The organism is Pseudophaeobacter sp. 1A09344, from assembly GCF_041008745.1.
GTDB lineage: Bacteria > Pseudomonadota > Alphaproteobacteria > Rhodobacterales > Rhodobacteraceae > Phycobacter > Phycobacter gallaeciensis_A.
Window position 1 is genome coordinate 656,240 of the sequence record NZ_JAXGFS010000001.1, and the last position, 17,950, is coordinate 674,189.

The window sequence follows — 17,950 nt, forward strand, 5'->3', positions numbered from 1 at the left end:
ACGCGTTTTCTTTGCCCCAGTCACGTGGCAGAATGCCGCGCAACTCAACTCAGCTCAAAGGACACCTGAGATATGACACTGAAGGGCAAAACGGCGGTGATTACCGGATCAAATTCGGGCATCGGCCTTGGCGTTGCGCGCGAGATGGCGCGCGCCGGTGCGGATGTGGTTCTGAACTCGTTCACCGACAGGGACGAAGACCACGCGCTGGCCGAAGAGATCGCCAAGGAGTTCTCGGTCAATGCCCGCTACATTCAGGCGGATATGTCCAAAGGCGAAGACTGCCGCGGCCTGATCGACAAGGCGGGTAGCTGCGATATTCTGATCAACAATGCCGGGATCCAGCACGTCGCCCCGATTGATGAGTTCCCGCTGGACAAATGGGATGCGATCATCGCGATCAACCTCAACTCGGCCTTTCACACCACCGCAGCGGCGCTGCCCAAGATGCGCGCAGCGGGCTGGGGCCGGGTGGTCAATATCGCCTCTGCCCATGGTCTGACCGCCTCGCCCTATAAATCGGCCTATGTGGCGGCCAAGCACGGCGTGGTCGGTATGACCAAGACCGTGGCGCTGGAAACCGCTGAAGAGCCGATCACCGCCAATGCGATCTGCCCGGGGTACGTGCTGACACCGCTGGTCGAGGCGCAGATCCCGGACACCATGGAGAAATACAACATGGGCCGCGAAGAGGTGATCAAGAAGGTCATGCTTGAGCGTCAGCCCTCGCGCGAATTCGCCACGGTTGAGCAACTTGGCGGTACGGCTGTCTTCCTTTGCTCGGATGCGGCTGCGCAGATCACTGGGACCACGATCAGCGTCGATGGTGGCTGGACCGCTCTGTAAGCGGTATGGGAAAAGGAATGGAGTGGCAGCGAGATAGCTGCCGCTCTTAATGCCGGCATTGCAGGCTAAAGCACGAAAAAGCCTAAGTCGTCAGCCTTTGGCCCCGTCGGCGGGCGGCTGCGTCGGATCCTTGGGGTTCGGGTAGACCAGTCCGGCGGAAATCACCAGTTTCGCTGCATCCTCGACCGACATGTCGAGAACGGTCACATCCTCCTCTGGCACAAACAACAGGAACCCGGAGGTCGGGTTGGGTGTTGTCGGGATGAAGACGCTCATCAACCCGCCGGATGTTTCGGCCCGCTGGGCAATTTCACCCTTTGCCTTGGTCGAGACAAAAGCTATCGCCCAAACTCCCTTGCGCGGATACTGGATCAGACAGGCGGTATCAAAGCTGCTTTCCGACTGAGCGAATACGGTTTCCGAGATCTGCTTGATTCCGGAATAAACCGAGCGGATCACAGGCATCCGGTCCACCAGGTTCTCCGCAAACCCGATCAGCGAACGGCCGATGATGCCTTTTGCAATCCAGCCGACGATGATGGTGAACAACAGGAAGATAATCAGCCCGACGCCGCGCAGGTTGATGCCGATATATTGCTCGGGCCGCATGGTATGCGGCACCAGGGGCAGAACCACTCCGTCAATCCAGCCCATCACGGTCCAGAGCAGCCAGAGTGTCAGCCCCACCGGCGCGATCACGACGATCCCGGTCAGAAAGGAAGAGCGCAGTCGCGCGAACAGGCCGGGACGGCGGTGGGGTTCTTGATCAAATGGAGTGGTCATGGGCGCATTCACGATGACAGATGCGGGGAACCTAGGCACTGTTCAGCAGAACGGCAATGGCCGCGCTGCCGAATTACCATATCAGCCCGCGATTGCGTTCAATTCCTGAGCAATAGCCGCGGCAAGACGGGCGTTGTTGCGCACAAGCGCGATATTGGCCACCAGCGAGCGTCCTTCGGTCAGATCAAAGATGCGCTGCAGCAGGAAGGGTGTCACTCCTTTGCCGGAGATACCCTGTGCATCGGCCTCGGATTGGGCCTGTGCGATGATCGGAGCCAGTTCCTCGGCCGGGATCTGTGCCTCGGTCGGGATCGGGTTCGCTACCAACTGCCCGCCGTTGAGCCCCATGGCCTGGCGCATGGCATGGGCGCTGGCGATCTCCTTGGCTGTGTTCATACGGAGCGGGGCATTGAGATCGGATTGCCCCGACCAGAAGGCGGGGAAGCTGTCTTGACCATAAGAAATCACCGGAACCCCTTGGGTTTCCAGAACTTCCAGCGTTTTCGGGATGTCCAGAATCGCCTTGGCGCCAGCCGCAACGACAGTCACCGGGGTTTGCGCCAGCTCCATCAGGTCGGCGGAGATGTCAAAACTGGTTTCGGCGCCCTTGTGCACACCACCGATGCCGCCGGTGGCAAAGACGGAAATCCCCGCCAGCCGGGCAGCGATCATGGTGGCGGCCACGGTGGTCGCGCCGGTGCCGCCACTGGCGATGCAGGCAGCGATATCTGCGCGCGACACCTTGGCGACGTCTTTCGCCTGGCCCAGCGCCTGCAACTCATCCGCTTCTAGGCCTACGTACAGCTTGCCGTTCATCACCGCCATGGTGGCCGGAACCGCGCCCGCATCGCGAATGTCCTGTTCGACCTGCGCGGCGGTTTCCACGTTTTGCGGATAAGGCATGCCGTGGGTGATGATGGTGCTTTCAAGCGCGACGATGGCGCGACCGGCAGCCCGGGCCTCGGTCACTTCTTTGGAATATTGGATGGGGATCACAGCGGAGGCTCTCCTGAAACATATGTGGCTGCGGCGGCCAAGGCCGATGTCAGCGCCTTTTCGGGCGGCTCGCCGCGGGTCTCGGCGGCGATATGCGCCGCCATGAAAGTGTCGCCAGCGCCGGTGACGCGGGCCACGGTGACCTGCGGCGGCTCAAGCGTAAAGGTATTGTGTGCGTCCGCCTTGGTGGCCGACCGGCTGCCGTCGGTGACAAGAACCCGCGCGGCGCCGCGCTCCAGCAGGGCGGTTGCGGCGGTTTCGCTATCGGCAAAGGTGGCCTGGCAGAGCAAACCGGCCTCTTCGAGGTTGACGTAAAGCGTTCCGCGGCTGCGCATGAGGAAAGGCCGTAGCCGCTCTGCCTTGCCTGGGGAGGCAGGCGCCACCCGCAGGTCGGCATTGGCAAAGGCGGGGCTGGCGGCGATGTCGTCAAGCAGGGACAGGGTCAGGTTGCCATCCAGCGCAACCGGCCCGGCATAGGGCGCGGTTTCCGAGCCGAGGGTGCCGTCCAGCAGCGGGCGCAGGATTTTCGCCCCTGCGGCCTCAAGCGAATGAGCATCGGCAATCGCCGCAATCAACCCGTTGGCGCCTTCGACCGCCATATACTGGTCGGTCGGTAGATCTTCGGAGCGGTAGACGTGCTGCGTATCAAGCCCGAGGTGACCACAGGCGGCGATCAGCTCATCCCCTTCGGCATCCTGACCAATCGCGCTCAGCAGCGCGGGTTTCAGGCCAAAGCGGGCCAGTGTCATGGCGATGTTCATGGCAACGCCGCCGGGCAGGCGGGTGATCCGTCCCGGCATGTCAGATCCGCGTTGCATGTCAGAGGAGCAGCGGCCAATCACGTCCCACAGCACCGATCCGATGCAGAGAATCTGGGCAGGAGCAGGTTGGGCCATAGGGGTATCGGAACGGGGCGATGTCATGGCTCTCTCTTGCCGCCTTTCACGCGCCCCCGCAAGCGGCTTTGCAACCTATGGCACCGCAAAGGTCAGCGCAGCCCAAAGCGTTTCCCATACCGCGCCGGTTTCCGGATCGGACGGGCGCAGCACAACAGCGTCCAGAAGATAGGTATGGCCAGGCTTCACCGGGATCTCGGCGCGTCCCCCTGCATCAGTCTGGGTCAAGGTGATGGTCACGCTGTCATCGGGCGCGCGTTCGAAGATTTCGACCTGTGCGGCTGCGCGCGGTTTTTGCTGGTAGAACAGCTGAACCGGTAGCGTGTCACCCTTGAACGTATAGGGGTTTTCCAGTGCAACAAACTCTGTCTCCATGCCACTTTCCCGGTCCGACCCGGCGCCGCTGCCGACGGAAATCAGGGATTTCGCGTGCCTGCTGTAGCGTTCGGTGAATCCCTCCATGGGCAGGCCGCGCCCCTCGTGCCGGGCCCGGATATTGGCAAATCCCTTATGCTCGGCGAAGGCGTCAAATTTTTCCCAAGTCTCATAGATCAGCGTTTCCGGCATGGTTTCATGGACCAGAGTCAGCAACCCGTCCCGTTCGGCGGTCACTGTCATGGCCGGTAAATCGCCCATGCGCCCCTCGTAAGGGGTGGCGGTGTCACCGGTGATGACCTCGGAGCGTTTGGTGCGCGTTTTGAAATAGGGCAGCCGAAAGCCCTTGAACTCTTGCCCGTTCAGCAATTGTGCTGGGAGTTCCTCTCCGGATTCAACTTGATAATTCTGCGGTTCGATCCAAAACTCATGGGACAGGGCCGGATCCGCCAGCCTGAACGAGAATGCAAAAACGAGTAAACAGGCCAGGTGATTTTTCATGACGAATTCTTTGTTGCTGCGTGGGATGAAGGTGGCATGCCTCTGCCTGCTGTCAAGTCTCGGCTTTTGGGGCGCCGAGCGCGCACTCGCCCATGAGGTGACACCGGCCATTGGTGATTTCACAATTGAGGACAACACGTTACATCTGTCTCTTCGTTTGAATGCAGAGGCATTTGTCGCCGGTATTGATCTGGATACGCACCAAGACACCGAAGCGGCCGATCAGGCGGGCGATTACGATCTGTTGCGCGCCATGCCGCCCGAGGAACTGGCGCCGATGCTGCGGCTGTTTTCCGAGGACTGGCTGAAAACCCTTGATGTCGAGGCAGGTCGCCCGGTGCCGCTGGTGGTGGAAGATGTACGCGTCGCACCGGTTGGTGACGTCGAACTGCCGCGCGAGAGTGTGCTGTCCCTTTCGGGGGAGCTACCGCCGCTTGCCTCGGCGCTGACGATCCGCTGGCCAGAAGGGGCAGGCGCAGTGGTTCTGCGTCAGAACGGGGTGGAAGAACCTTTTACCGGCTATATTCAGGGCGGTGAGAGCACCGGACCCATCGCGATCGGGGGCGGATCGGCCTTGTCCCCGGCAAAGGCTTTTACCAGCTATATCCCGGTAGGTTTTGACCACATCCTCCCAAAAGGTTTGGATCACATCCTGTTTGTCCTGGGCCTTTTCTTCCTCAGCACGCGTCTCAAGCCGCTGCTGTGGCAGGTCAGCGCCTTTACCGTCGCCCACACCATCACGCTGGCTTGCGGTGCGCTGGGGCTGGTGACTGTGAACCCGGCGGTGGTGGAGCCGCTGATTGCGGCCTCGATCGTCTTTGTTGCGGTGGAGAACATCTTTGCCCGGCGGTTGCACAGCTGGCGCACGGTGGTGATCTTTGGCTTTGGCTTGTTGCACGGGCTGGGCTTTGCCAGCGTACTGGGGGAATTTGGCCTGCCGCAGGCGCAATTCATTCCGGCGCTGATCGGGTTCAATGTCGGGGTTGAACTGGGGCAGCTGACGGTGATCGCGCTTGCCTATCTGCTGGTCGGTTACTGGTTCGGCGGCCATCCGAAGTACCGCGGCCGCGTCGCCATTCCAGCCTCCGTCACGATTGCGCTGATCGGCAGCTATTGGTTCGTGGAACGCGTCTGGCTCTGATCGTGTTTCCATCGCCCCGCAGCTGTAACATCGGGGCGATGGCGTGCTGTCTGTGAGGACTGCGGCTCAGCCCATTGCCTTGATCAATGTCTGAAGCGCGGCGACGGGATCTTCGCTGCGCCAGATTTCCTCGCCGATGCCAAAGAAATCCGTGTAAGGAGAAAGGCTTCCGACCAGCTCTTCAGTCAAACCACCTTCGGCCACGACCGGCACTTCTACCACTTCGGACCACCACTGGAACAGCTCCTGCTCAGCCACCGCGCCATCACCCAGGCCGGATGTGCCGACGGGGCCAAAGCTGATGTAATCGGCGCCGGCTTCGCCTGCAGTCAGCCCGTCGTGGCGCGAAGCGCCGCAAAAACTGCCGACAATGGCATCGGCGCCAAGCGCCTTGCGGGCGCTGCGCACGGATTTGGAGGCATCGGTCAGGTGCACGCCATCAAGGCCCAGCCGCTCGGCCAAGATCTGATGATCGGAAATCACGATGGCCACATCCCGCGCCAGGCAGACCTCACGCAGGGCGTCACCGGCCCGGCTCAGCGTGTCTTCATCGCGGCTTGCCAGATCCAGGCGCACGCAGGCGATCTCGGTGCTGTCGAGCACCTTGGCCAGCTGGTCGGGAAACCGGCCCAGTTCGAAACTGGGGGGCGAAATCAGATAGATCTGGGGCTTTTCCACTGTATCCGCGGCGGTATCCATCAAGGGCGCTCCTGTTGCTTGCTGGCTGGTGTTTAACGCATCTGCCACAGGACGCAAGGATCCTGCGCCGCCCTGCGACGCCGGGACCAGCAGTGGATGCCCTTGCCGTTCGCAGCCCCTGCGATTACAGCAGGGGAAAATGCCCTTTGGGCGCTATGGAGACAGACATGCCCAGCGATATGCCACAGCCCGCCTTTGTTCTGGTGCGCCCCCAGATGGGCGAAAACATTGGCGCTGCCGCCCGTGCGATGTGGAACTTCGGGCTGGACCGGATGCGCATCGTGGCGCCGCGCGATGGCTGGCCGAACCCGAAATCGGTGGCCATGGCCTCGGGCGCGGGGCGGCTGCTGGACGAAGCACTCCTGGCACCCGATGTGCCTGGTGCGCTGGAGGACTGTTCCTTTGTCTTTGCCACCACTGCGCGTCCGCGTGAGCTGACCAAACCGGTGTACAGCCCCGAAGCCGCAATGAAGCTGGCGATTGAGAAAATCCGTGGCGGCGAGAAGGTCGCGGTGATGTTCGGCCCGGAACGCGCTGGCCTTGAGAATGACGATATCGCCCGTGCCAATGCTATCATCACGGTGCCGGTCAATCCGGAGTTTGCTTCACTCAACCTTGGTCAATGCGTGCTGCTGGCTGCCTATGAATGGCGCCGTCAGGCGGCGGAGGTCGAGCATGAGGTTTTCGAGATCGGCAAATCCGACTGGGCAACCGGCGTTGAGGTTGAGGCACTGGTGACCCATTACGAGGATCGGCTGGAAGAAGCCGGCTATTTCTTCCCGCCGGAAAAGGCGCCGGGGATGAAAGTAGTCTTCCGCAACCTGTTCAGCCGCATGCGCCTCACCCGGGCGGATGTGCAGATGCTGCATGGGGTGATGCGGCAGATGGTCCGCTGGAAGAAAATGTCGGACGATAGCTGAGCGTTAGCACTGGACGATCCGGACCGCCAACCCTAGCTTCACCGCGAAACCGAAGAGGGACGAGCATGAGCAGCAAGCGCAGTATCTTCCAAGAGGTCAGTGAACCCGAGGCCAAGCCGCAGACCGCCGCAACCGGCATGATCGACCGGGGCCGGGGCGGCGCCCGCAAGGCGATCCGGGCCTGGCTCTTTGTGCTGTTTGCGCTGGTGGTGGCGATGATCGTGGTCGGCGGGTTGACCCGTCTGACCGATTCCGGCCTATCGATCACCGAATGGCGCCCCGTCACCGGGGCCATTCCTCCGATGAACGAGGCGGAATGGCAGCAGGAGTTCGACAAATACAAGCAGATCGACCAGTGGCAGATCCATAACCAGTGGATGGAGCTTGCTGACTTCAAATCGATCTACTGGTGGGAATGGGGCCATCGCCAACTGGGCCGGGTCATCGGGCTGGTCTGGGCGGTTGGCTTTTTTGGTTTTCTGCTGGCCCGCAAGATCCCGACCGGCTGGACCGGGCGGCTGATCCTGCCGGGGGCTTTGGGCGGGGCTCAGGGTGCAATCGGCTGGTGGATGGTCTCTTCTGGCGTGACCCAGGGCGAGGGCATGACCTCGGTTGCCTCCTATCGGCTGGCGACGCACCTTGGTCTGGCCTTTGTCATCCTTGGGCTGATCGCCTGGTATGGCTTCCTTCTGGGGCGGCAGGAACGGGACCTGATGCAGGCGCGCCGGGCCAAGGAAGCAAAGATCTTCGGCCTCTCGACCGGGCTCTTGCACTTTGCGTTCCTGCAAATCCTGCTGGGCGCGCTGGTGGCAGGCATTGACGCTGGGCGATCCTACACCGATTGGCCGCTGATGGGCGGACAGGTGATCCCGCCCAATCCGTTGATGATCGAGCCGATGTGGAAGAACTTCTTTGAAAACCCGGGCTTGGTGCAGTTTGTTCACCGGATCTGTGGCTATCTTCTGTTTGCCTTTGGGGTGGTTGTCTGGCTGCGCGGCCGTGCCAGTGCCCATGGCGCGACCCGGTTCGCCTTCAACGCCGTCTTTGCAGGTTTGATCGTACAGATTGCCCTTGGTGTGATCACCGTTCTTTACGCTGCGCCCTGGCAGGCAGCGATCCTACACCAGCTGATGGCTGTGGTTCTGTGGGTCCTGATCCTGCGCGCCCGCTTCCTGACAGGCTATCCGATTGCAACTTCCATCAAGGACCACTGAGAATATGACCGCATTTGAACAGCTGATGGCCTATGAGCGTGACACGCAGGCGTTGGGGCAGATCGCCGGCCGTCTGGGCTGGGATCAGGAAACCATGATGCCGCGCGGGGCCACCGGGCAGCGCGGCGCGGAGATGGCCGCGATCGAATCCGTGCTGCACGCCCGCCGCAGCGCGCCGCAGGTGGCGGAATGGCTGGAGCAGGCCAAAGCCCCGGACGAGGTCGGCGCTGCGCATCTGCGCGAAATCCGCCGCAGCTACGACCGTACCATCAAGGTGCCCGCGGATCTGGCCAAGAAACTGGCGCAGGTCACCTCAGAAGCGCAGGGAAAATGGGCCGAGGCCCGCGCCAATGAGGACGTGGCCGCTTTCCTGCCGGTGCTGGAGGAAGTGGTGGCGCTGAAGCGTGAGGAAGGTCAGGCGCTGGCAGCAGGCGGCGATCTCTATGATGCGCTGGTGGCGGATTACGAACACGGCACAACGTCTTCAGAAATCGCAAAAATCTTTGATGCGATGCGTCCAGGTCTGGTGGACCTGCGCGCCCGGGTTCTCGACAAGCCAGCGCCGAAGGGCCTGTCGGGGCGGTTTGATGAGAAAACCCAGATGCAACTAGCCCGCACGTTGGCGCGCACCTTTGGTTATGACATGGCACATGGGCGGGTCGACAAGGCGGTGCACCCGTTCAGCTCTGGCTCAGGGCTGGATGTGCGGATTACCACCCGGACCAGCGAAACAGATCCGTTCAACTGCTTCTATTCGACCATTCACGAGGTTGGCCACGGGGCCTATGAGCAGAACATCTGCCGCGATTACCTGTTGACGCCGCTGGGGCGCGGTGTGTCGATGGGCGTGCACGAAAGCCAGAGCCGGATTTATGAGAACCAGATCGGCCGCAGCCGCGCCTTTACTGGATGGTTGTTCGAACAGATGCGGGACAGCTTTGGCGACATTGGCGTGTCCGATGCCGATGCCTTCTACGCGGCGGTCAACAAGGTTCATAACGGTTATATCCGGACCGAAGCAGATGAGCTGCAATATAACCTGCACATCATGCTCCGTTTCGATCTGGAACGGGCATTGATGCAAGGCGATCTGGAGGTTGCGGACCTAGAGGCGGCCTGGAATGATCGGTTTGAGGCCGATTTTGGCTATGCCGTCGACAAGCCTTCAAACGGCTGTCTGCAGGACGTGCATTGGTCGGTTGGTCTCTTCGGGTATTTCCCGACCTATTCGCTGGGCAATGTCTACGCCGGCTGCCTGCACGAGGCGCTGCGCCGGGATGTGCCAAAGCTGGATACGGATCTGGCGCAAGGCGATACTTCGGCCGCAACCGGCTGGTTGGGCGAGAAGTTGCAGCAGCACGGTGGCTTGCGCAGCCCGCGGGATACCATCGCCCATGCGGCGGAAATGGAGCCGGACCACGCGCCGCTCATGAACTATCTCGAACAGAAATTCGGCGCGCTCTACGATCTGTAAGCCGCCTGGCGGGAACAACAGAAAAGGCCGGGCACTATGCCCGGCCTTTTTGCATAAACTACAGCGGAATCAGACCAGAGCCATGCGCTCCGCCCGTTCCGGATCCGGAAATGGCCGGTAGAGCCCAAAGTCGGAATTTGCGATCAACGCAGAGACATTCGCGTAGAGCTTTTCAATCTCTTCGTCTTTTTCACCCAACACACGAAAGGCCTGGTCCAGCTGGGTCATGTTCTCGAATTCGATCTCAAGCAGGAAATCGCGGCAGGAATCGCTGGCAAGGTTCAGCTTGCGACGCAGCAGGCGCCAGCCGTTGATCACCTTGCGTTCTTGCAGGTAGGACATCCATTGATCGACGGCGCTGGAAAACGCCAGCGCTTTGGCTTCGTGATGAAGGTCGATGTAGCAGTGGTACATGTTCATCGGGTGGCTCCTCCCACGCAAATGTTTCCCATCAGCATGGCAGAAATTGTTTACCCATCGGTAAAAACGAAACGCCGCCCCGGGCCGGGACGGCGTCTTTTGTTGCTTTGGTTTGGGGAGTGGGCGTCAGGCTTCGCCGCCCTCAACCTCAACCTCAGCCTCATCATCGTCACCGCTGTCGGCAATCCAGGCGACCGAAACCACCTCTTCACCCTTGCCAGTGTTGAAGACACGGACACCGCCGGCCGAGCGGGACCGGAAGGAAATTCCATCCACCGGCACCCGGATCGATTGACCTTTAGAGGTCGCCAGCATGATCTGGTCTTCAACCTCGACCGGGAAGGACGCCACGAGTTCGCCGCCGCGCATCGCCTTGTCCATGGCGGTGACGCCCATGCCGCCACGGCCCCGAACCGGGTAATCGTGGCTGGAGCTCAGCTTACCCTGTCCGCCCTTGGTAATGGTGAGGATCAGGTTTTCGGCCGCTGACATTTCTGCATAAAGCTCGGTCGAGAAGTTGGGATCTGCCACGCTATCCTCATCCGAGGGTTCCGCATCGTCTGCGATCCCGGCCATGGCCCGGCGCATCTTAAGATACGCCGTCCGCTGTTCGGGCGTGTATTTCGAGTGGCGGATCACCGACATCGATACGACCTCGTCGCCTTCATTCAGCTTGATCCCGCGTACACCAACGGAATTGCGGCTGTTGAACACCCGGACCTCGGTCGAGGGGAAGCGGATCGCGCGGCCGGTGTTGGTGACCAGCATGATGTCGTCATCCTCGGAGCAGATCCGAGCATTTATCAGTTTGGTGTCCGAGTGATCGTCCTCGAACTTCATCGCAATCTTACCGTTGCGCATGACATTTGTGAAATCCGACAAACGGTTACGCCGCACAGTTCCAGCAGATGTCGCGAACATGATCTGCAGATCGTCCCATTCGTCCTCGTCCCGATCGACCGGCATGATGGCCGCGATGGAGACGCCTGTCGGGATCGGCAGGATGTTGACGATCGCCTTGCCTTTCGAAGTGCGTCCGCCCTGCGGCAAGCGCCAGGTCTTCAGCTTGTAGACCATGCCATCCGTGGTGAAGAACAACAGCTGTGTATGGGTATTCGCAACAAAGAGGGTGGTGACAACATCCTCTTCCTTGGTCTGCATCCCCGACAACCCCTTGCCGCCGCGTTTCTGAGCGCGGAAATCGACCAGCGGGGTGCGTTTGATGTAGCCGCCAGAGGTCACGGTGACCACCATGTCCTCGCGCTCGATCAGGTCCTCATCGTCCATATCACCGGACCAATCAACGATTTCGGTGCGGCGCGGCACGGCGAAATTCTCACGAACCTCGCGCAGCTCGTCAGCGATGATGCCCATGATCCGGTCACGGGAGCCCAGAATCTCAAGGTATTCCTTGATCTTGGAGGCCAGTTCTTCCAACTCGTCGGTGACTTCCTTGACGCCGATCTGGGTCAGGCGCTGCAGGCGCAGTTCCAGAATGGCGCGGGCCTGAGTTTCTGACAGGTTGTAGGTCCCGTCTTCGTTCGCGGTATGGGTCGGGTCATCGATCAGCGCGATATATTCCAGGATCGGCTGCGCCGGCCAGCGGCGGGTCATCAGCTTTTCACGCGCTTCGGCCGCATCCGCGGATTGGCGGATCGTCGTGACGATCTCGTCGATATTGGTAACGGCAACCGCCAGACCACAAAGGATATGGCTGCGTTCCCGCGCTTTGCGCAGCAGATAAGCGGTCCGGCGTGCGACCACATCTTCGCGGAAATCGATAAAGGAGGTCAGGAACCGGCGTAGGGTCAGCTGCTCGGGTCGGCCACCGTTGAGCGCCAGCATGTTGCAGCCGAAATGCGTCTGCATCGGCGTGAACCGATAAAGTTGGTTGAGCACCACTTCGGCAGTGGCGTCACGCTTCAGTTCGACCACCACGCGCACACCGTTGCGGTCGGATTCATCCTGAACGTGGGAAACGCCTTCGATCTTCTTGTCGCGCACCTGTTCAGCGATCTTTTCGATCATCGAGGCCTTGTTCACCTGATAGGGAATTTCGTCCACGATGATGGCGTAGCGATCCTTGCGGATCTCCTCGACCCGGGTCTTGGCGCGGATGATGACGCTTCCGCGCCCCTCAAGATAGGCCTTGCGCGCGCCGGAGCGGCCCAGCAACACGCCGCCAGTCGGGAAGTCGGGGCCGGGCACATATTCGATCAGCTGTTCGCTGGTCAGATCCGGCTCCTCGATCAGGGCCAGGGTTGCGTCAACAACTTCGCCCAGATTGTGCGGCGGGATGTTGGTCGCCATACCAACCGCGATGCCGCCGGCGCCGTTGACCAGCATGTTGGGGAAACGCGCGGGCAGAACCGTCGGTTCCTGGTCCTTGCCATCGTAGTTGTCCTGGAAATCGACGGTATCCTTGTCGATATCCGCCAGCATAAAGGCCGAAGGCTTGTCCATGCGCACTTCGGTGTAACGCATCGCGGCGGGGTTATCGCCGTCCATCGAGCCAAAGTTGCCCTGACCATCCAAAAGCGGCAGCGACATCGAAAAGTCCTGCGCCATGCGCACCAAGGCGTCATAGATCGCGCTGTCGCCGTGCGGGTGGTATTTACCCATCACGTCGCCGACCGGACGGGCCGATTTGCGATAGGATTTATCGTGGGTATTGCCGGTCTCATGCATCGCATAAAGAATCCGGCGGTGAACGGGTTTCAGCCCGTCACGCAGGTCGGGAATGGCCCGGCTGACGATGACCGACATGGCATAGTCCAGATAGGACGTGCGCATCTCGGATTCGATTGAGACCGTCGGCCCCTCGTATACCGGCCCTTGGGGCGGTGTTTCGTCCATGTTTTCAGGAGTATCCGGCGTATCGCTCACGTTTGCTGCCCGTTCTGTATTATGGGTCTCTATTGTGTCAGGACACCCTATCAGACACCCCATATGGGGCGCAAGCTGACTGATGGGCAGACCGGCACGCCGCCCGACCGCGCGCGGAGCAGGCAGCGTGGTTTCGAAACTGTTAACCAATCCGTGGCTAGGATTTCACGGGGGGCTTCGTTGCAGGAGACCACATATGGAGATCAGCGAAACGGAACTGATGCTCAAGGGCTATGGGCTGACCACGGCCGAATTCATTTATCACATGCCGGACCATCCTCATGTTCTGAATACATTTCTGTGGCAGGAGTACGATCTGGCGCCAGACCACGACCGGATGTTTCAGTTCATCGAATTCTGGCAGCGCGAGATCGAGGGACCGCTGCATTCGGTCCGCTTTACACACCGCAAGATGATTGGCGCCGGGGAATGGCGGCACGTGAAGGGCGAATTCAAGATCCACTAAACAGCAGGTGCCGGGCCATGAATGGAGGTCAGGCCGAACAGCTGGCCCCGCCCAATACACAGAATTTGGCGCAGTGAGGATGGTTTAACGCCACGGGCTTCTCTGCCTCGGCCAAGGTGGTGCCGAGCTCGAATTCCGGCGCATAGGGGAGCAGGGTGCAGGCCAGAACCGCCGGTTTTTCGGCACCCTTGCGTTTGACCACCATACGAGAAGAGGCGCACATCACATCCTCTGGCGCCTTGTTTAGGATGCCCCAGCAAGCGGTTGTAATTTCAGGTACTTCCACCGCCTCGTCCATCTCAGGGAACAGCACCGTCTGACCGGGGTTGGCGGAATCGATATCAAACCCCTGCGCGGCAAACAGATCGGCAAAACCTTGCCGCGCTTCCGCCTCGCTTTCGGCAAAGGTGATGCGGCCGGCAACCGCCATCTGGAACCCGTTGTCCCGCAGCCAGGCCATACCTTCCAGCGTTTTGGCATAGCTGCCTTCGCCACGCTCGGTGTCGTGAATATCTGCGGAGTGGTGGTCCAGCGAGATGCGCAGCGTCATCTTGCCCGGGTGTTTTTCTTTCAGCACCAGCAGATCCTGCCGCACGGTCTTGCGCATCATTGGCCGCATGGCGTTGGTGAGGATCAGGACTTCATAACCCCGCTCCAGCGCGGCATCGGCCATGGCGCACATCTCGGGGTTCATGAAGGGCTCGCCGCCGGTAAAGGCGATTTCACGTACCCGCCAGTTCCGCTCTTCAAGTTGATCCAGATAGTCCTCGACCTCGGCTGCGGTGAGGTAGACAAGGGCATCATTGCGGGGCGAGCTGAGGATATAGCAGTTCGCGCATTCAATATTGCAAAGCGTTCCGGTGTTGAACCATAGGGTTTCCGGGTTCGACAAGGCCACGGACGCCCGGGTGCTGCCGTCGGCTGTCACCAGGCTGTCTTGAAATTTACCTAGGTTTGCGTTGGGGTTAGGCAGATCTTTCACGGGGATGTCCTCATGGGCCGTTCCTTTCCGACAAGGCTACCCTATACTGCCCCCAAAGTGAAAGCCGCCGGAGGCCGCCTGACAGGGATGTGAAGTGATTTCGCCTCTGCCTTGGGCATCCGGTCACAGCGAAATGGAATGAACAATGGCTCCACGCGTGATACCGGTCGATCCCTTCGATCTGGTGATCTTTGGCGGTACTGGCGATCTGGCGCAGCGCAAAATCCTGCCGGCGCTTTACCGGCGGTTTTGTGGTGGCCATTTCCCCGAGGAAGTCCGCATCATCGGCGCCGCCCGGGCCGATATCAGAACCGAAGACTACCGGCAGATGGTGGCGGAAGGGATTAAGGCAACGCTGAATGAACACGGGCCGGGTGCTGCGGGAATCCCGGAGTTTCTGCGCCGCGTCACTTATGTGTCGCTGGACGCCCGCGAGGATCGCGGTTGGGAGCCGCTGGCCGCGCAACTGGCCGAAGTTGAGCCACGGCCGATCAGAGTCTTCTACTTCTCGGTGGGGCCGGGCCTGTTCGGACCGCTGGCCGAACGTCTGCACCGGCACGGATTGTCGGATGAAGACAGCCGGATCGTGGTAGAAAAACCCTTTGGACACGATTTGCAGTCTGCCAAGGCGCTGAACGCGACACTGGCTGCGCATTTCACCGAGAACCAGATTTACCGGATCGATCATTATCTGGGCAAGGAAACGGTGCAGAACCTGATGGCGATCCGGTTCGGCAATATGCTGTTCGAACCCCTGTGGAACAGTCAATACGTCGATCATATCCAGATCACCGTGGCGGAAACCGTCGGGGTCGCCGGGCGCGAGGAGTATTACGACCGCGCCGGCGCAATGCGCGACATGATGCAGAACCACCTGATGCAGCTTTTGTGCCTGATCGCGATGGAGCCGCCGGCAAAATTTGACCCCGACGCGGTGCGCGATGAAAAGGTAAAGGTGATCCGGGCGCTGGATCCGGTGGAGCCTTACCACATCGTCCGGGGGCAGTATAACGCGGCTGCCGGGGGTGAAGGACCCGACCTAACCTACCGGGAAACCGTCGGAAACCCGCGCTCCAGCACCGAAAGCTATATCGCGCTCAAGACCCATATCAGCAATTGGCGATGGGCGGGCACACCGTTTTACCTTCGCACAGGGAAACGGCTGGTGGCACGTTCTTCGGTGATCAACGTGCTGTTCAAGGACGCGCCGCACTCGATATTCGGCGAGGAGGCCGGCCGTCACGCCAACCATCTGAAGATCCGCCTGCAACCCAACGAAGGCATCACGCTGAGCGTGACCATCAAGGAGCCGGGTCCGGGCGGCATGCGTCTGGTTGACGTTCCGCTGGATATGAGTTTTGCAACGGCCCTCGGGGCGGATGGCAAAAATCCCCCGGACGCATACGAGCGTCTGATCACCGATATGATCCGGGGTAACCAGACGTTGTTCATGCGCGGGGACGAGGTGACCGCCGCCTGGGCTTGGACCGATCCGATCATCGCGGGCTGGCAGGCGCGCGGGGATGTACCAAAACCCTATGATATGGGCAGCACCGGGCCCGGCGATGCGGACTTGCTGATGCGCCGTGATGGACGTGAATGGAGAGGAATAAATCCATGAAATTCAATGAATATCCAGATCAGGAAATGCTGGCGATAGAGGTTGCGCAGCGCATTGCCGGGGATCTGGAAACACATCTTCTACATCACGACACCGCCTCGCTTGCGGTGGCAGGCGGCAGCACGCCCGCGCCTATCTTTGATGATCTCTGCGCAGCTTCAATCGATTGGGAACGGGTCCGGGTGATGGCGACGGATGAACGCTGGGTGCCCTCCGACAGTGACCGCTCCAATGCGCGAATGATCCGCGAGCGGCTGATGACAGGCCCCGCCGCCGCCGCGCGTTTTCTGCCGTTCTACGTGCCCGACCGCGCCCCCGAAGATGTATTGGCCGAGGTCGAATCCCTGGTTTCCCCGGAATTGCCGATTTCAGTGGCGCTTCTGGGGATGGGCGAAGACATGCACACGGCCTCCTTGTTTCCGGGGGTGAAGGGGCTTGAGGCGGCGCTGGCCGGCTCGGCGCCGACTTTGGCAGTGATGCGCCCGGACAGCCAACCTGAAGGCCGCATCAGTCTGACAGCGCCGGTGTTAAACGGAGCGATGGCGAAACATCTGGTGATCTTTGGTGAGGCCAAACGCAAGGCGCTGGATCGGGCGATATCGCTGCCGCCCGAAGAAGCCCCGGTTCAGGCCATTTTGTCAGGCACTCAAGTGCATTGGGCACCTTAAGTCTCGGCCTTATTGGCTGAGGTCGGTGGCGCCATCGAGGTCCAGAAATTGCTGTTTCAAACTGTCCGGAATCGGCTGTCCTGCGCTGCCATCGGCGGTGCGCAGAACCATCACGGCTTCCAGCCGGGTGCGCAGGTCGCCAGACCAGATCTGCTGCTCCATCACATATGACGTGTTGCGGAAGGACAGCACCCGGGCGGTGGAGATGTAGCTTTCGCCAAGCAGCATTTCCTTGAGGTAGTGCACATTGGAATTGCGCATCACCGTGCGCGGGATCGGCCCGCCGGAGAAATGCCTGGCGCAATGTGTATCGAAATAGGTGACGCGGGTGGATTCGAACCAGCCCAGGTAGGCCTTGTTGTTCACGTGGTTCAAAAGGTCGAGTTCGGAAAAGCGAACCTTATCGGCAATGGCAACGGGGCAGGGGTGGTCGATCCCCTGAGCCAACTGAGTCTCTGCATCGAGCGGGGTAAGGTAAAGGAGTGTCATCCCGTTGGACTAAGGCGCGGTATTTGAAGTTTCAACAAAAACCCTCCGGCACATCGTCTTGACCGCGACATCCGCGAAAACATCAGTCCAAGCGTCGCGAGGCTGTTGCATTCAAAATAGGAAGGGAGATTTGGAGCGGGTGAAGGGAATCGAACCCTCGTCACTTGCTTGGGAAGCAAATGCTCTACCATTGAGCTACACCCGCAGTGGGATTTGGGTAGCACCGCGCCGTGAGCGCTTCAAGTTGATTTCTGCGATGGGTGGTGCATTTTGTCCTCTGTGGCCAACCGGTTCATGCCGTAGTATCGCTGGAGCGGATCTGGTGGACTGGAAGGCGCCAAAGGTTCTTCGGGCCGGTCCACAGCGTTCCTAGCGCCGAATGCGCGAGTGGCAAACAAAAGAATCCAGAGGCAATTTTGGCATTGCAGCGTCATGGAACGGCAGGTATACGGCTCCACATCAGGCACCTGTAGCTCAGCTGGATAGAGCGCTGCCCTCCGAAGGCAGAGGCCATAGGTTCGAATCCTATCAGGTGCGCCACTTCTCCCCTAACTAATCTCCCGAACCAGTGTC

General features: G+C 60.4%; 17 protein-coding genes and 2 tRNA genes. 9 read left to right on the forward strand and 10 right to left on the reverse strand.

Annotation, left to right across the window (positions count from 1 at the left end):
• Positions 1 to 72: 72 nt before the first annotated feature.
• Complete coding sequence (locus SM765_RS02975) at positions 73 to 846, forward strand: 3-hydroxybutyrate dehydrogenase (RefSeq protein WP_065270245.1); 774 nt, start codon at positions 73 to 75, stop codon at positions 844 to 846.
• 90 nt (positions 847 to 936) lie between these two features.
• Here SM765_RS02975 and SM765_RS02980 read toward each other — a convergent pair whose 3' ends face one another.
• From SM765_RS02980 to SM765_RS02995, 4 genes are all read right to left on the reverse strand, one after another.
• Complete coding sequence (locus SM765_RS02980) at positions 937 to 1,629, reverse strand: DUF502 domain-containing protein (protein WP_065270246.1); 693 nt, start codon at positions 1,627 to 1,629, stop codon at positions 937 to 939.
• Between the two features lie 81 nt (positions 1,630 to 1,710).
• The gene (locus tag SM765_RS02985; protein ID WP_274837038.1) at positions 1,711 to 2,625 is read right to left on the reverse strand and encodes a pseudouridine-5'-phosphate glycosidase; all 915 of its coding nucleotides are present in this window, start codon (positions 2,623 to 2,625) and stop codon (positions 1,711 to 1,713) included.
• The gene (locus SM765_RS02990; protein ID WP_274837039.1) at positions 2,622 to 3,548 is read right to left on the reverse strand and encodes a PfkB family carbohydrate kinase; all 927 of its coding nucleotides are present in this window, start codon (positions 3,546 to 3,548) and stop codon (positions 2,622 to 2,624) included. The genes SM765_RS02985 and SM765_RS02990 overlap by 4 nt, the downstream gene beginning before the upstream one ends.
• Before the next feature lie 48 nt (positions 3,549 to 3,596).
• Entirely contained in the window at positions 3,597 to 4,397 is an 801-nt protein-coding gene (locus SM765_RS02995) for a DUF4198 domain-containing protein (protein WP_274834107.1), read from the reverse strand.
• Between SM765_RS02995 and SM765_RS03000 the strand changes: the two genes are divergently transcribed.
• On the forward strand, positions 4,396 to 5,538 hold the full coding sequence (locus SM765_RS03000) for a HupE/UreJ family protein (protein WP_368981408.1): 1,143 nt from the start codon (positions 4,396 to 4,398) through the stop codon (positions 5,536 to 5,538). The two genes, SM765_RS02995 and SM765_RS03000, sit on opposite strands and share 2 nt — an antisense overlap.
• 66 nt (positions 5,539 to 5,604) lie before the next feature.
• Here the strand turns inward: SM765_RS03000 and SM765_RS03005 are convergent, their stop codons facing one another.
• Positions 5,605 to 6,237, reverse strand: a complete 633-nt coding sequence (locus SM765_RS03005) for a thiamine phosphate synthase (protein WP_274837043.1) — start codon at positions 6,235 to 6,237, stop codon at positions 5,605 to 5,607.
• Positions 6,238 to 6,404: 167 nt separating this feature from the next.
• Here SM765_RS03005 and SM765_RS03010 point away from each other — a divergent pair, with 167 nt between their 5' ends.
• The 3 genes from SM765_RS03010 to SM765_RS03020 all read left to right on the forward strand — a co-directional run bounded on the left by SM765_RS03010 (position 6,405) and on the right by SM765_RS03020 (position 9,845).
• On the forward strand, positions 6,405 to 7,157 hold the full coding sequence (locus SM765_RS03010; protein ID WP_065273454.1) for an RNA methyltransferase: 753 nt from the start codon (positions 6,405 to 6,407) through the stop codon (positions 7,155 to 7,157).
• Between the two features lie 65 nt (positions 7,158 to 7,222).
• On the forward strand, positions 7,223 to 8,371 hold the full coding sequence (gene ctaA / locus SM765_RS03015) for a heme A synthase (RefSeq protein WP_274837045.1): 1,149 nt from the start codon (positions 7,223 to 7,225) through the stop codon (positions 8,369 to 8,371).
• Between the two features lie 4 nt (positions 8,372 to 8,375).
• Entirely contained in the window at positions 8,376 to 9,845 is a 1,470-nt protein-coding gene (locus SM765_RS03020) for a carboxypeptidase M32 (protein WP_368981409.1), read from the forward strand.
• Between the two features lie 69 nt (positions 9,846 to 9,914).
• Here SM765_RS03020 and SM765_RS03025 read toward each other — a convergent pair whose 3' ends face one another.
• Positions 9,915 to 10,265: a DUF6614 family protein gene (locus tag SM765_RS03025; protein ID WP_065270254.1), complete on the reverse strand. Its 351-nt coding sequence runs from the start codon at positions 10,263 to 10,265 to the stop codon at positions 9,915 to 9,917.
• A gap of 126 nt (positions 10,266 to 10,391) precedes the next feature.
• The gene (gene gyrA, locus SM765_RS03030) at positions 10,392 to 13,151 is read right to left on the reverse strand and encodes a DNA gyrase subunit A (protein WP_425537286.1); all 2,760 of its coding nucleotides are present in this window, start codon (positions 13,149 to 13,151) and stop codon (positions 10,392 to 10,394) included.
• A gap of 196 nt (positions 13,152 to 13,347) precedes the next feature.
• Between gyrA and SM765_RS03035 the strand changes: the two genes are divergently transcribed.
• Complete coding sequence (locus SM765_RS03035; protein ID WP_065270255.1) at positions 13,348 to 13,617, forward strand: usg protein; 270 nt, start codon at positions 13,348 to 13,350, stop codon at positions 13,615 to 13,617.
• Between the two features lie 28 nt (positions 13,618 to 13,645).
• On the opposite strand, the gene SM765_RS03040 is transcribed toward SM765_RS03035, so the two are convergent.
• On the reverse strand, positions 13,646 to 14,599 hold the full coding sequence (locus SM765_RS03040) for a radical SAM protein (protein WP_274837048.1): 954 nt from the start codon (positions 14,597 to 14,599) through the stop codon (positions 13,646 to 13,648).
• A 145-nt stretch (positions 14,600 to 14,744) separates the two neighbouring features.
• Between SM765_RS03040 and zwf the strand changes: the two genes are divergently transcribed.
• Positions 14,745 to 16,220, forward strand: coding sequence for a glucose-6-phosphate dehydrogenase (gene zwf, locus SM765_RS03045; protein ID WP_274837050.1), 1,476 nt, complete (start codon positions 14,745 to 14,747; stop codon positions 16,218 to 16,220).
• Entirely contained in the window at positions 16,217 to 16,888 is a 672-nt protein-coding gene (gene pgl / locus SM765_RS03050; RefSeq protein ID WP_065270258.1) for a 6-phosphogluconolactonase, read from the forward strand. The genes zwf and pgl overlap by 4 nt, the downstream gene beginning before the upstream one ends.
• A gap of 9 nt (positions 16,889 to 16,897) precedes the next feature.
• Here the strand turns inward: pgl and SM765_RS03055 are convergent, their stop codons facing one another.
• Both SM765_RS03055 and SM765_RS03060 read right to left on the reverse strand, forming a co-directional pair.
• Complete coding sequence (locus SM765_RS03055) at positions 16,898 to 17,377, reverse strand: acyl-CoA thioesterase (RefSeq protein ID WP_274837053.1); 480 nt, start codon at positions 17,375 to 17,377, stop codon at positions 16,898 to 16,900.
• Positions 17,378 to 17,508: 131 nt separating this feature from the next.
• Positions 17,509 to 17,582 (reverse strand) — tRNA-Gly (locus SM765_RS03060).
• Between the two features lie 258 nt (positions 17,583 to 17,840).
• Between SM765_RS03060 and SM765_RS03065 the strand changes: the two genes are divergently transcribed.
• Positions 17,841 to 17,917 (forward strand) — tRNA-Arg (locus tag SM765_RS03065).
• The last annotated feature ends 33 nt before the right edge of the window (positions 17,918 to 17,950 follow it).